This window comes from Micromonospora echinofusca (assembly GCF_017614955.1).
GTDB lineage: Bacteria > Actinomycetota > Actinomycetes > Mycobacteriales > Micromonosporaceae > Micromonospora > Micromonospora echinofusca_A.
Genome location: NZ_WVUH01000014.1, coordinates 1 through 13,019, shown reverse-complemented (window position 1 = coordinate 13,019; position 13,019 = coordinate 1). Strand labels below are relative to the sequence as shown.

Below are 13,019 nucleotides of genomic sequence, written 5' to 3'. Positions count from 1 at the left end.
CTGTCCCGCACGGACGACGAGCCAGGGCAAGGCCGATAACGCGACGGCGGTGGTTGTCGTCCGGGTTTACGGCAGGAGGGGCAGTAGGTCGTCGTCGCGTCCGGTCTGGGGCAGCCCGGCGGTCGCGGCGATGGTCTCGATGTCATCCTCGAACGTGGTGGTCTCCGGCAGAACGAGTTCGTCGGGCCAGCCCAGGATGTCGTGGGCGACGTACCAGCCGCTCATGTGTTCGGCGGTGAACTCGCTGGCCTGCGGACGGGTCAGATGCCGGCGCAGGGTCTCGGGCAGCGGCACGTCCAGGTAGCAGAACAGCGGCCGCCCTCGGTGACTGTCGTGGAGGTCGGTCAGCACGCCCCGGTAGCGGTCGGTGCGTATGGTGCCTTCCAGGACGACGTGGTAGCCGTGGTCCAGCGCGGACCGGACGGTCTGCGCGATCAGCGTGGGGGCCGCGCCGCCGGGCTTGTCCCGTTCACGGAGCAGGATGCGGCGCAGATGGTCCTGCTCGGCCAGCGTGCAGCCCCGACCGTGTCGACGCCGTGGCTCCCGGGAGATGCTGCTCTTGCCCGATCCGGAGTTCTCCCGGATACACACCAGGATCGTGTCCGGGCTGCCAGTAGGTTCAACGGGCACGATGCCTCCTCCGAGTCAGTCGTGGCGCACGATGAGGCCCAGGGCGTCGACGGCCAGTTGGGTGAGGTCAGGAAGTTGATCGTCGGCGAGGGTGACGCCGTGCAGATTGTCGAGCGGCGTCTTCAGCCCGTGGATGCGATTGCTTCGCAGGTCGGCGCCGTTGAGGTGGCAGGAGTCCAGCTCCAGGCCGTCGAGCCCGCAGGACCGCAGAGCGATGCCAGGAAGCCGGCAGGTCGACCACGTGGCGTTGGTGAGGGCGCAGTCGGTGAAGGCGACCGAGCCGATGGCGGTGACGCGCTGGAAGGTGGCGTAGTCGAAGCGGCAGCCGTCGAACAGAACGTCCTTCAGGCGTACGTCGGTGAGTATGGTGCCGGTGAACCGGGCGCCGGTGATCGCGCACCGGTCGATGGTGGTCCCCGTCAGGCGCGCGCCGGAGAAGTCGGTACGGGTGATCTCGCAGCCGTGAAGTCTGCCGGCTTCCCATGTGCTCTCGCTGAGGTCCCCACCGATGATCCGGCTGCTGCGCATACAGAAGTCCTCGAGCCGTACACCATGCCAGGATGTGCCTTCGACGAGTGCTTCGGTGAGGCCGTTTCCCAGTTCGGTCACGCTGTCGAGGTCGTCTGGGTCGAGATCAGGCAGCAGGATGCGCACGTCGCCGATCGTGGTGGTGCGCATATGTCCTCAACGTGTGCAAGCGCGGGGTGGTCACGCCATCCCGCGATTCCCGGTGTCGCTGGTCTACTTCTTTCTCCACTTGCCCCAGTCTGGACGGCTGTCGAGCTTCCCGCGGTTGTGTCAGGCGGGTCGGTTGTCGAACCTGGCCGCGTCGATCGACGCTACCGATCGGTCCGAATCGACGCCGAGGCGGGCCGCTTGCTCCGGCACGACGTTTACAAGATCCGTGAAAGCAATGGTCATGGTGGTCCTCAAGGAACTCACCTTGCAGGGATTTCACTGTGTGACATGGAAAGATCGAGGCATGCAGGCGGCAGGAATTCTGCTCGTACGTCCAGACGGCTCCATGCTGTTGCAGCTGCGCGACGGCCATGCGCCCACCGACGCGAACCGTTGGGGCATTCCGGGTGGACTGGTCAACCCCGGCGAGGCACCAGAGGACGCCGCACGACGGGAACTGCGCGAAGAAACCGGCCTCGCCATCGACACGGAACTGACCCTCTTCTGGTCAGGCATCACCGCCGACCGAAGGCTCACCGCCTACGTGTACTGCACCGCCACCAACGCCAACGCGGAGGACATCGCAACGAACGAGGGCCGGGCGATGCAGTTCGTACCCGCAGACGAAGTACCGAGCCTCGACCTGGCCCACAACGCCGCACCCGTCCTGCGCAGCTTCATATCCTCGGATCAGTTTCGGCAGCTCGCACCGGCCGCGCTGCGCCGAAATTGAGTCAGAAGACGTGGAAGGTGTAGCTGTAGGGACGGCCTCGGTCGTAGATGGCACGCAACCAGGGCTGTCCGACCTCGGGTAGTCGGGCCAGAACGCTGAGGAAGATCTGGCCGTCCGGCTCGAACCGGGGACCCGGGAGCAGTGCCAGCGGGGCCTCCGGCGGGATCGGGACCGACCGCCCGACCGGCTTCGGGGCTCGGTGGAACGCGAGGTGCCGCCAGGCGTCCCAGGCGAGCGGGACCGGCCTGACCGGCGGGGCGACCGGCCAAAGTTCGCCGGTCTGCGGATGTTGTGGAATGAGGGCGAGGTCGCCGTCGGCGTCCGGAAGGCCGGGCCCGGCCAGAACCAGGGTGCGCTCCGGCCCCGTCCTGCCCGGGCCGGCGAGACGGTCGAGAGTGGGCCGGAAGACGTCGGCGACCTGGTGATCCGGGATCACAATCGGTTCGCCGCCCGAGGTGGCCAGCAAGTGTGCCAGCGCCGCGCCTGCGGCGGCTGCCCACATCGGGTGCCAGCCGCCGCCCGGTTCGGACGGCGGGATACCGGGCCGATGGTCGATCAGGTCCGCCCAGTCGAGCACCGGGTGCGGGCCGAGGTCGTCCCCGATAACGTGGGTGGTCAGCGGGGCCAGCCAGACAGCCTGCCGCAGGCCGCAGTCGTCGATCCGGATGGCCACCGGCGTGCCGCAGGTGGCGCAGACCATGTTGGGCTCGCCGCCGTCGATGCCACAGCACGCGGAGTCGCTGACGAGCGCCGGGTCGATGACGGCGCCGCGGACGTCTCCCGGGGCGAGCAACACCTGGCCGACCGGCCCGGCGGAGATGCGGATCCTCGGCGCGTACCAGCCGAGGGCCTCGGCCTCACCGGGTTCGAGTTCGGCCCACCGGCGCCATGGCGGACCGGAGGGTAGCGGATTCACCGCGAACGTGCCGGGTTCCAGTGCCGGCGCGAGGGACCCCGGCCTGTTTCCGTACTTCTGGTCCGCGTGGACGGGTAGCGCCACCCTCGACACCGGAACCGTCAGGGTGGCGTCGCAGCTCCTGCAGCCGAAGACCGTCATGCATCCCCCGCGTGTCGACTGAGGTCAATCTAGATCATCGCCGCACCCAGCCGGCCGGGCTGCGGCCCCGTGCCGCGCGGACCTCGCACGGCATCTCCGTATCGGCACGCCGTGCGCACCAGTGCCTGGCAAAGAATTCCGGTGGAGCGTCTCTCCTGATGCTCTGCCGCCGAAAACTGCCACCAGACCGCAGCCGCACCCTTCATCGCAACGTCAAGCAGCCGCAGTAAGCTGATCGAGTCGGCGCCGGCGGGGCGGAGCACCTCGATCCCGTGGCGGAGCGCGGATTCGGTCAGCACGGGCGCCACAGACCTATCGCACCGCACGGCGTGCGATCACGCCGATGAGAAGGCGTCGCGCTCGCTGTCGTACCGATGTGAGTTCGCCGAGAAGTGGCCGTGGTCGCCGGCCTGGTCGCGCAAGTCTTGCATGGCGACCGTACTTCTCGGCGATGTGCGGGCCTGCTGGCAGACGCTGATGGTCAGCGGGCTACCGGATTGCGGGCCAGTGCTCCGCCCTTCAGGGCGGGGGTGAAGGCCCGTGCTGGGAGGGCCGCCAGGTTCTGTCTTGCGGATCTTGGTGGTCGGAGACGGCGCGTAGCCAATCGAGGGTTTCGACCAGGTCGAGGGTGGCCTGAAAGTGTGCGGCCAACTTGTCGTATCTGGTGGCGAGCCTTCGCCAGTGTTTGCGCCGGTTGAAGCCGCGTTCGACCTGGTTACGGCGCCGGTAGGCGACCGTGTCGAACGTCGGTGGTCGGCCGCCTCGTCGTCCTCGCCGCTTCCGGTTGGCGATCTGGTCGTTGGGCTCGGGGATGACCGTGGTGATGCCCTTGCCTCGTAGTGCGGTCCGGTTCGCGCGAGAGGAGTACGCCTTGTCGCCGGTGAGAGAGTCAGGCCTGGTTCGTGGCCGGCCCACACCGCCGGGACGGGGCACGCGGACCTGTTCGAGCAGCGGCACCAGTTGGCGGGTGTCGACTGCCTGACCAGGAGTGATCCGGGTGGCCATGCAACGGCCACGCCCGTCGGCCAGGGTGTGGATCTTTGTGGTGAGACCACCCCGGGAGCGGCCGATGGCCTGCGCTGCCCGCGACTCGTCGCGGGTCAGCCCCCTTTACGGGCACCGGCGGCGTGCTGGTGGGCACGCGCGGTGGTGGCGTCGACCGGGGCGTTCCCGTCGATGTCGTCGTCGAGTTCGGCCAGGGCGATGACGTGGGCCTTCAACCGGGCCCACGTACCGTCCGCCGCCCACCTGCTGAACCGCCCGTGAGCGGTCTTCCACGACCCGTACCGCTCGGGCAGGTCCCGCCACAGCGAGCCGGTGCGTTTCACCCAGCAGATCGCGTTGATGACCTGCCGGTGTCCCGCCACCGCCCACCCCGTACGGGCTGCGCCGGCAACAACGGTGCCAGCACAGCCCACTCGTGGTTCGTGAGATCACCTCGCGCCATGCAGGGTCTAACGAGCGAGACTCATGATCCGCAAGACAGAACCTAGGCCCGAGCAGGGCCTTGGACCTGGCGGTCTTGCTGTTCGATGTACCACCGGTACGGAACGAGTACGGCGCGCGGTTCGTCGTTCTTCGCCAGGATCGTGTGCCGCCCCGCGTAGTGGGCCGCGTCCACAAGTTTGCCGATCTCTTTGCGTGCGTCGCTCACTGCCACGTGGGGTGCCTCGTCCATTCCGCCATCGTACATGTGGTACAACTTGTACGTGCAGCTCCGTTACAACTTCCGCGTCTACCCGACGCCCGGCCAGCAGATCGAGCTGGCTCGGGCGTTCGGGTGCGCTCGGGTGGTGTTCAACGACGGTCTGCGCGCACGGCAGGAGGCCCGCGAGCAGGGCTTGCCGTACGTCTCGGACGCCGAGCTGTCCAAGCGGATCATCACCCAGGCCAAGGCGACCCCGGAACGGGCGTGGCTGGGCGAGGTGTCCTCGGTCGTGCTCCAGCAGGCACTGGCCGACCTGAACACCGCGTACCGCAACTTCTTCGCCTCGGTCACCGGCAAGCGCAAGGGCCGCAAGGTCTCACCGCCCCGGTTCCGGTCCCGCAAGGACAACCGCCAGGCGATCCGGTTCACCAGGAACTCCCGGTTCAAGGTGCTCGACAACGGCCGGCTCAGGTTGCCGAAGATCGGGGATCTCGCGGTTCGCTGGTCGCGGACGCTGCCATCGGACCCATCGTCCGTGGCGATCATCAAGGACGCGGCCGGGCGGCACTTCGCCTCGTTCGTCGTCCAGGTGACCGACGAGGCGTTGCCGCCGGTGGAGTCCGAGGTGGGTATCGACCTGGGGCTGACGCACTTCGCGGTGCTGTCGGACGGCACGAAGGTCGCGGCACCGAAGTTCCTGCGCCGCGCCGCCCGCAAGCTCAAACGGCTGCAACAGGCACTGTCCCGCAAGCAGCGGGGCAGCAACAACCGCAGGAAGGCCGTAGCCAAGGTCGCTCGCGCCCATGCACGGGTGGCCGACACCCGGCGGGACTGGCAGCACAAGCTGTCCACGGCGATCATCCGTGAGAACCAAGCGGTGTACGTCGAGGATCTGTGCGTGACCGGTCTTGGCCGGACCCGGCTGGCGAAGTCCGTGCACGACGCCGGTTGGGCGTCGTTCACGGCCATGTTGGAGTACAAGGCCGCCCGGTACGGGCGGACCTTCGGCCGGGTCGACCGGTTCTTTCCTTCCACCCGCATGTGCTCCGACTGCGGGCGCGTCAACGAGAAGATGGTGTTGAACGTCCGAGCGTGGGACTGCCCGTGCGGCAGTCACCACGACCGGGACGTCAACGCCGCCAAGAACGTCAGGGCCGCTGGACAGGCGGACCTCAACGACCGTGGAGCGCACGTAAGACCGGGACTCGTCCCGGCGGCGCGCAGAGAAGCGGTAACCCACCCGGACGCCGCGTGTTCCACGCGCAGCGTGGAGGGAATCTCCGTCCTTCAGGGCAGAGAGGATGTCAAAGGTTGTTGATGCGGGCCAGCAGCTCTGCCTCGGTCAGGTTTTCCAGGGCCGCGTCCTGCTTGCGGCCCAGGACTGCCAGCAGCTTTTCCTTCTCCAGTTTCTTGGCTGCCGCTGCCTTCGCCGCCTGGTCTTCCGCGAGGCGGACGGCGATGACGTGCTTGACGACCTCCAGCTTGGTCTCCAAGGTTGCCTTGGCCGGATTGGTCTCGGTGGCCACGAACGACTCGGTGTCGATGGCCTTGAGTTCGGCGTTGACCGCCTTGGCCACGTCATCGAGGCTGAAGCCGGACTTGGCGGTCAGCGGAAGCTCCCACAACTGTTCCGTGGTCAGCAGTCCCTTGGCCGACGGGTAGCGGAACTTCTCCCGCGTGGCCTTTTCAAAGATGGTCACGATGGCCTCTCTCCGATTTCTGGGTAGGGAATCAGAACTGGATGCTGATGAGGCGGCGCCGGCCGCCGGTCATGGTCACCTTGGCGACCACGGAGCTGCGGACCGTGGAGCTGAAGCCGAGGCCGGATAGCTGATCCGGGGACGGCTCGCACTTGGTGCGGTCGCCGAGAACCTCGAACACCTTGCGGTGCGGTTGCAGGTCGCTGCGGAGGAACTCGTTGTAGATCCCCCGCGTCGGCTGGTCGTTCACGCACCCCTTCAGGATGAAGAAGTAGTGCCGGTTGCCGACCTCATTGTCGTCAAAGTAGTTCGGCGAGTACATGATGGTGGACACCGGCACGAACTGTTCGGTGGTGATGCCCCACAACTCCTTGCCCGCACTGCCCGGCTGCACGTCTTCACCCGGCCGGAAGGCGGTGATCACCCCGCCGGTAACCGTCATCCGGCCCACCTTGACGGTCTCCTTGTGGCCGACCGCGCGCTCGTGGCTGTAATGCTCGATCTTCCCGTTGCTCTCTGTCTCGATCACAAAGCCGACCTGGGTGCTGTCCCGCTTGCGGTACTGGTTCACCTCGATCCGGTACTCACCGTCGGGGACACGGTCGGTCCAGGTGACGTTCTCCACCGGCTCGCGGGAGAGCGCCCCGCCGGCGTTCATGTCGACGTCCAGCTTGTTGCGCTTTTCCTGGTACCAGATGTGGTCGCCGTTGGGTTCGAACACGTGCAGGTCGAGGTCGTCGTGGTTGAACCAGGACAGGCTCACCCGCAGCTTGCCGGTGACGTTGCCGCCGGCCCGCTTGACCTTCTCCTTGATCGAGTCGGTGACGTTGCCGCCGTACGACCAGCCGAAATCGTTGTCCCACTTGAACAACCGCGGAGCAGTCGGGTGCCGCCCGGTCGTGAGACTGACCAAGTGCGGCTCGTAGGTGTTGGCGACCCACAGGTCGATGGTGGTGGCGTCGGGCAGGATGTCCTTCATGAAGGAGACCACGGGAATCTCCTCCGGCTTCGCGTCACGAAGGCGCGCACCTGCCGACTTCACGGTGGCCGCCTGCATGAGCAGCCCTTCGATGCCGTCCTTCATCCGCGGCTGTGTGTCGTTGTCCACCCAAAGCACGTTGGTGACCGACATGTCGGACAGCCGGGCGAACCGTCGCTGCAACGATTCCTCGATGCCCAACTCGGCAATGGTCTTCATGGCAGCCTTGACCATGGCCGGGGTGATCAACGCCGTGGGGCGCTGGTAGTTCTGCGGTGCCACCTTCGTCTCGAACGACCGGACCGCCTGCTCCAGGTCGACGCCCGCGGAGAGATCCTGGACGAGGGTGCCGATCACCGTGTTGCGGAAGCGTGCCGCCGGATTCATGGCGTTGGCGAAGACGAAGGCACGTCGGTCGGTGGCCTGGGTCCACCGGTTCCGCAGCGAGCGGAACTCGGTCACCGACCGGCGATGCTCCGTACCGCGGTAGAGGGCGTTGTCGTCGATCAGGTCGACGACGGTGTCCAGAGCGTGCTGGGTCAACTCGGCCAGACCACGCTGGAAGACCTGCACCGCGGCGTCAAAGTTGCCCTGTGCCGCGCCGACGTCTTCGGTGCGATGCCGATTCTCCACCCGGCCGTGCAGGTGGTGCCACACCTCGACCTGGCCGTCGCGCAGCGTCCGGGTCGTCCTCGTCCCGTACTGCGCCTGACCGGACCGGAAGATGGTGGACAACGGCAGCGACAGAACGAAATCGTCCAGAGCAGCGGCGACGACGGAGAAGACCGGGTCGGAGACCGACACCCCGGACCAGACGGAGCGAACCTGTCCGTTGTGGATCTCCACGGTGTTACCGAAGTTCTTAATGAACCCGCGGCAGGTCGAGCAGTCGTACTCGGACCGCTCACGGAACCGGAGATTGGTGCCGGCGGGGAAGGAATCGAGAAAGGTGAGCCAGAGTGAGTCCCGGTCGAGACCGTCGCCGACGACGTACAACTCGCCCTTGGACATCGCGGACAGACGTATAGTCACATCCGTCACGAACTGCTGAAAATCGCCCACCGTGTCGCCCTCCTTGATCACCGGAGATCCTATGGAGTGCCTGCAATCGGAGAAACGCATTTCCGGCTGTCCGTACCGTCAAGGACGGGCGCCAGTGGCCGGCGGTCAGTCGACCGGATTCGCCTACGGCGGTAGGGTGCCGAGCCGGCGGTCAGCACCCCCGCCAGTTGGCTGGTGGCGCCGTCGAGCAGATCCCGGCTCACGCCGTGGTTGCCCTCCTGGGCACCGGCAGGCCTGGGTGGTCCTGGTCGGCCACGGGTCGGCGAGGGGAGAGCGGACCCGCTAAGCTGCCGGCTGTCGTAGGGGGCGAGGGTGAATACTGATCAGGTCAGTCTCCCCGATTTCTGGCAACTCACCTGGAAAGACGTCGATCCCGCCGCGCGGCCCGCGTTCGACCCTGCCCGTGTCGTGGAGCTGGTACGGGAGTTACCCCCGGCAGCCGAGGTCCCGCCGGTGGGGACCGACTGGCGGCTCGTCGACTTCTGGTACGACCGGATGACGGAGGCGCTTGTCGCGCACCTGGGCGACTGGGTGGTGGGCTGGCGGTACACCGTCGCGATGGAGAACTACCAGGACCGCGGGGTCATTCCGCTCTGGCGGGCGCAACGTCCTGAAGTGACGACACCGGGGGAGACGCTGGCCCGCCTCGCCGACGCCGTGGTGGCCTGGCACGAACTGCTGGTGGAGCTCTCCACCGATGCGCGCGGCCGCTTCGTAGCGGCGGCCCCGGCGGGAGTGGACGGTACGGGCGAACCGCCGGCCTGGCGGGCTGTTCAGGGCCACGGCCGGATCACCATCTACCCCGCGCATCAGGACCGCCGTCTGCCCTATCCGAGTGAGCTGAGCTGGGCGGACACCGACCCTCGGGACCGGTTCTTCGACCCGGACACGGTCCGGTCGGCGGTAAGTGATCTGGTCGCGGCGTCCGAACTCCCGTCACCCGCAGCCGACTGGCGTCTCCGAGATCTGTGGCTGGAGAACGTGTCGGCCGGGCTTGTCGACCGGTACGGCTGGTGGGCGGTGGGTTGGCGCTGGTCGGTCGGTGAGGGCGAATTCGATGGTGGCCCGGTGGGCTCCTGGTGCTGCTTCTCGCACTCGGTCACCACGCCGGAAGCGACCACGACCGCGATCTCTGCGGCCCTGCTGGAGTGGCGCCACTGGCTCGACGATGTGGCGGAGCGGTTCGACCGGTTCCTGCCACTTGCCGCCGACGACCTGGACGGATGGGAGCGCGCGGTTGCCCACCTGGTGACCGCGGTCGGTGACCGCACTCAGTACGAGTCCGAGTGGCACGGTTGCTGTATGACCGTGCTCGGCTGGTTTCTCGACGCGGCCGGCGTCGCGTCCACCGGCCGGGAGGACATGATCGAACTCGCGGTCGCTGGCCGCTTCGACCGTTGGGTGGAGCCGTCGAGAGCAGTCGTGGAGTCGGTAGCCGAGGACCTGGCCCGACGGGTGGCCGCTGACGGCCTCTGATCGGTTGGCGGTGGGGTAGCGGATGTCGAATGTCGTCGGCTGGAGGGGTGTCGTTCCGGGCCCGAGGAATTCGGTGCCGGCAGGATCATGATGGCGTCGTCGTTTCGCCTCGCAGGCGATCGAGGGGCAGCTTGGTGTCTTGGATGGGATGTCTGTGTGTCAGGTCGAGCGATCGGTTCGGGGCACGATCGGGTCGATGGGCTGACTGGGGCTGTTCTCGGCCTCGAGCCAGTCGGGGAGGCTGAACGTACTGCCGCAGGTGCTGCAGGTGGCCCGGCCGAACAGGTATGTGAGGCCGCCAGCGAGGGTCATGTCGCCGCCTGCGATGGCTGTGTCGTACATCCATCGACCGGGTTCGGTCAGCTCCTGAGGCGAGGCGGGATGGAGCGGAACTCGACTGATGTCGCCGTCGTTGTAGTCGCGGAACGCAGCGTAGTGACCGTAGTCGCCGATGACGATCGCCAGGCGGGTTGTGCAATGCGGGCAGCCGAGCCGGTAGTGCTCATCGGTGAAGTCCAGGCTGATCGAGGCCCAGAAGGTGTAGCCGGCAAACGCGAGACTGTCCTGCATCCGCTGGACCAATCCGGGACCGATGCAGGCAGCCAGCCGTGCTCGGGCGATACGCTGCAGCGCCGCGATAGCCTCCGGATCTATCCGTACCAGGTCGTCGTGCTGATGGTGCCGATGCAAGGTTCGCACGATCACTGCGGCCAGCCTCAGCGCTCGATCCCTATCGTCGTCGGTGGCCGAACGGGCCAGTCGGCTGAGTTCAGGGAGCGCGGCGATCCCAGCCGAGCAGAAACACTCGGCCTCGACAACGAGCCGGCCTTCGACCTCGTTCCATACGGCGTCATCGGGTTGGCGTGCAAGCTGGCCAAGCAGCATCTCGATGATGACGCCACTGTCGCCCCGCAGGTCCCGCACCGAGCGCCAATCAATCACCGCATGATCTAACCCCAGGGTCTGCTGCACCGATAGGTGACAGGTGTAGTCACGTGGCCTGACTGGCCGGTGGGGTCATGATGGTCTCGAACTCGACAGGGGCCAACCGCGCGAGGGACCGTTGCCGTCGGCGGCGGTGGTAGGTCCGTTCGATCCAGGTCACGATCGCGATCCGGAGTTGCTGGCGCGTGGCCCACGATCGCCGGTTCAGGACGGTTCTGCAGAAGGCTGAAGAAGGATCCATGGCGGCGTTGTCGCCTGCGGCACCGACACGGCCCATCGATCCGACCATCCGGTGGCGGTTGAGGGCGCGGACGAATTTCCTGGACCGGAATTGCCCGGGTTCAACCGGTCGGTGTGCAGGATGCAGCCGGCCAGGGCACCCCGCCTGGCGGCGGCGTTGTCCAGCGCGGCGACGGCCAGGCGGGACTTCATCCGCGAGTCGATGGAGTAGCCGACGATCCGGTGGGACCAGGCGTCCTTGATCGCGCACAGGTACAGCTTGCCCTCAACGGTGTGGTGCTCGGTGATGTCGGCCAGCCACAGCCGGTTCGGGCCCTCGGCGGTGAAATCCCGACAGACCAGGTCGTCGTGCACCGGCGGGCCTGGCTTGCCGCCCTTGCCGCGACGCTTCCTGCCGAACGCGCTCCACCAGCCGTTGCCGGAGCAGATCCGCCACGCGGTCCGATCGGCCATCGACTGTCCCGCGTGCCGGGCCTCGTCGACCAGGAACCGGTAGCCGAACTCCGGATCATCACGGTGGGCGTCAAGCAGCGCGTTGGCTCGGTACGCCTGGGTGAGTTCGGTAGTCGTGACTGGTCGGGCCAGCCACCGGTAGTAAGGCTGACGAGCGATCTTCAGTACTCGGCACGTCACCGCCACGGGGATCCCGCCGGCGGCCAGCTCGCTCACGAGCGGGTAGAGCCTTTTCCCGGCAGGTTCGCCTGCGACAGGTAGGCAGCAGCCCGGCGCAGGACCTCGTTCTCCTGTTCGAGGAGCTTGATCCGCTTGCGGGCCTCCCGCAGCTCGGCCGACTCGCTGCTGGTCGTGCCGGGCCTCGTTCCGGCCTCGACGTCGGCCTGACGCAGCCACTTGGACAACGTCATCGGGTGCACCCCGAAGTCCTTCGCGACCTGCTCCACCGTCACACCGGCACCACGGTCACGGGCAACCCGCGCGACGTCGTCGCGGAACTCACGGGGGTAAGGCTTGGGCACAGCGACATCCTTCCAGCTCGCCCCACAGGGCAAGCCAACTCAGATGTCACCTGTCGGTGCAGCAGACCCACAGCTTCGCATCACCACAGATGATTCCCACGGGCGCTGGCAACTTCACCCCCCATCGTGCCCCCCGCCATGGCGCTGACAGGGATCCAGGTCGGCGGGAACCTGAGACGGAAGCTGCTCATGCGACTGCCCCCGCCGCAGCGGCTGCCTGCGGTGCCGACCGCCTTACTGGTGTCTGGTGGCCCCGGAGAGAGCCCGGTAGTTTCAGCTGACGAGCACTCTCACTGTCATCGATTGGGGATGCCGGCTACGTGTCGCACATCGAGAAGATCACCGGTGAGCTCCGCGCGTTGATGACCGGCGTCGAACGCGCGCAGGGGTTGACGGCCGCCGCCGACAGCCAGGCGCAGGAGGTGGCGCTGCGGGCCGCGGGCGCCGGCTTCGTCACCGTGGCGGCGGGCGTGGCCCGGGTACGCAACGCGATCACGAGCATCCAGGGCGGACTGGGAAGTCTTGCCGGTTCGATCGGGGAGGCGACGAAGGCCACCGCGGCGGTGCCGAACGAGGCCACCCCGCAGGAGACAATCGCCGGACTGGCGCCCGTGCAGAGCGCCGTGGACGCTGCGCGCGATGCGGCGGCCGGGGCCATCACCGGAGTCGGTGAGGCGCAGCAACTCGTCGCCATGGTCCTGCAGGGCGGGCAGCCCGGGCCGCTGCTGCAGGCCCTGGACAGCATCAAGCAGGTCTTGGTGCTGGTCGTTCAGCGCACCGGCGGCGCCCGGCAGGCCATTGAAGCGGCGATCGCGGAGGCGCGGCAGTTGGGGTCGTTGGGAAACTGATGAGGGCTGGCGGTCATCTACCGGCCAGCCCCGCCCCTGCTCCCACCAG

The 13,019-nt window shown here is 67.4% G+C and carries 12 protein-coding genes and 2 pseudogenes; 4 read left to right on the top strand and 10 right to left on the bottom strand.

The genetic code is table 11. The features are described 5' to 3' along the window. Positions 1-66 precede the first annotated feature (66 nt). Both GSF22_RS03635 and GSF22_RS03630 read right to left on the bottom strand, forming a co-directional pair. Positions 67-630 (bottom strand): kinase, encoded by a 564-nt coding sequence (locus GSF22_RS03635; protein ID WP_208811285.1) that lies wholly within the window; start codon positions 628-630, stop codon positions 67-69. 15 nt (positions 631-645) lie between these two features. Beyond that, positions 646-1,308, bottom strand: coding sequence for a pentapeptide repeat-containing protein (locus tag GSF22_RS03630; protein ID WP_208811284.1), 663 nt, complete (start codon positions 1,306-1,308; stop codon positions 646-648). A 235-nt stretch (positions 1,309-1,543) separates the two neighbouring features. Between GSF22_RS03630 and GSF22_RS34450 the strand changes: the two genes are divergently transcribed. Further along, positions 1,544-2,041, top strand: a complete 498-nt coding sequence (locus GSF22_RS34450; RefSeq protein ID WP_307803699.1) for an NUDIX hydrolase — start codon at positions 1,544-1,546, stop codon at positions 2,039-2,041. A 1-nt stretch (position 2,042) separates the two neighbouring features. Here the strand turns inward: GSF22_RS34450 and GSF22_RS03620 are convergent, their stop codons facing one another. The 4 genes and pseudogenes from GSF22_RS03620 to GSF22_RS03605 all read right to left on the bottom strand — a co-directional run bounded on the left by GSF22_RS03620 (position 2,043) and on the right by GSF22_RS03605 (position 4,776). After that, complete coding sequence (locus tag GSF22_RS03620) at positions 2,043-3,098, bottom strand: hypothetical protein (protein ID WP_208811283.1); 1,056 nt, start codon at positions 3,096-3,098, stop codon at positions 2,043-2,045. Positions 3,099-3,127: 29 nt separating this feature from the next. Beyond that, positions 3,128-3,406: a hypothetical protein gene (locus GSF22_RS03615; RefSeq protein WP_208811282.1), complete on the bottom strand. Its 279-nt coding sequence runs from the start codon at positions 3,404-3,406 to the stop codon at positions 3,128-3,130. Positions 3,407-3,695: 289 nt separating this feature from the next. Next, a pseudogene (locus tag GSF22_RS03610) lies at positions 3,696-4,545 on the bottom strand (IS5 family transposase); the annotation flags it as partial. Positions 4,546-4,587: 42 nt separating this feature from the next. Then, on the bottom strand, positions 4,588-4,776 hold the full coding sequence (locus GSF22_RS03605; RefSeq protein WP_208811281.1) for a type II toxin-antitoxin system Phd/YefM family antitoxin: 189 nt from the start codon (positions 4,774-4,776) through the stop codon (positions 4,588-4,590). Between the two features lie 13 nt (positions 4,777-4,789). Between GSF22_RS03605 and GSF22_RS03600 the strand changes: the two genes are divergently transcribed. Then, positions 4,790-6,064: an RNA-guided endonuclease InsQ/TnpB family protein gene (locus GSF22_RS03600; protein WP_208811280.1), complete on the top strand. Its 1,275-nt coding sequence runs from the start codon at positions 4,790-4,792 to the stop codon at positions 6,062-6,064. Here the strand turns inward: GSF22_RS03600 and GSF22_RS03595 are convergent. Together GSF22_RS03595 and GSF22_RS03590 are read right to left on the bottom strand one after the other, a co-directional pair. Continuing rightward, complete coding sequence (locus tag GSF22_RS03595; protein WP_208811279.1) at positions 6,051-6,446, bottom strand: hypothetical protein; 396 nt, start codon at positions 6,444-6,446, stop codon at positions 6,051-6,053. The genes GSF22_RS03600 and GSF22_RS03595 overlap by 14 nt on opposite strands. A 31-nt stretch (positions 6,447-6,477) precedes the next feature. Further along, positions 6,478-8,487, bottom strand: coding sequence for a hypothetical protein (locus GSF22_RS03590; protein ID WP_208811278.1), 2,010 nt, complete (start codon positions 8,485-8,487; stop codon positions 6,478-6,480). 453 nt (positions 8,488-8,940) lie between these two features. Between GSF22_RS03590 and GSF22_RS03585 the strand changes: the two genes are divergently transcribed. Continuing rightward, positions 8,941-9,963: a hypothetical protein gene (locus GSF22_RS03585; RefSeq protein WP_208811277.1), complete on the top strand. Its 1,023-nt coding sequence runs from the start codon at positions 8,941-8,943 to the stop codon at positions 9,961-9,963. Between the two features lie 159 nt (positions 9,964-10,122). On the opposite strand, the gene GSF22_RS03580 is transcribed toward GSF22_RS03585, so the two are convergent. Both GSF22_RS03580 and GSF22_RS03575 read right to left on the bottom strand, forming a co-directional pair. Then, a complete protein-coding gene (locus GSF22_RS03580; RefSeq protein WP_208811276.1) occupies positions 10,123-10,935 on the bottom strand; it encodes a hypothetical protein in 813 nt (270 codons plus the stop codon). A gap of 19 nt (positions 10,936-10,954) precedes the next feature. Continuing rightward, positions 10,955-12,122, bottom strand: a pseudogene (locus tag GSF22_RS03575) (IS3 family transposase). Between the two features lie 320 nt (positions 12,123-12,442). Here GSF22_RS03575 and GSF22_RS03570 point away from each other — a divergent pair. Next, positions 12,443-12,970, top strand: coding sequence for a DUF6244 family protein (locus GSF22_RS03570; protein WP_208811275.1), 528 nt, complete (start codon positions 12,443-12,445; stop codon positions 12,968-12,970). The last annotated feature ends 49 nt before the right edge of the window (positions 12,971-13,019 follow it).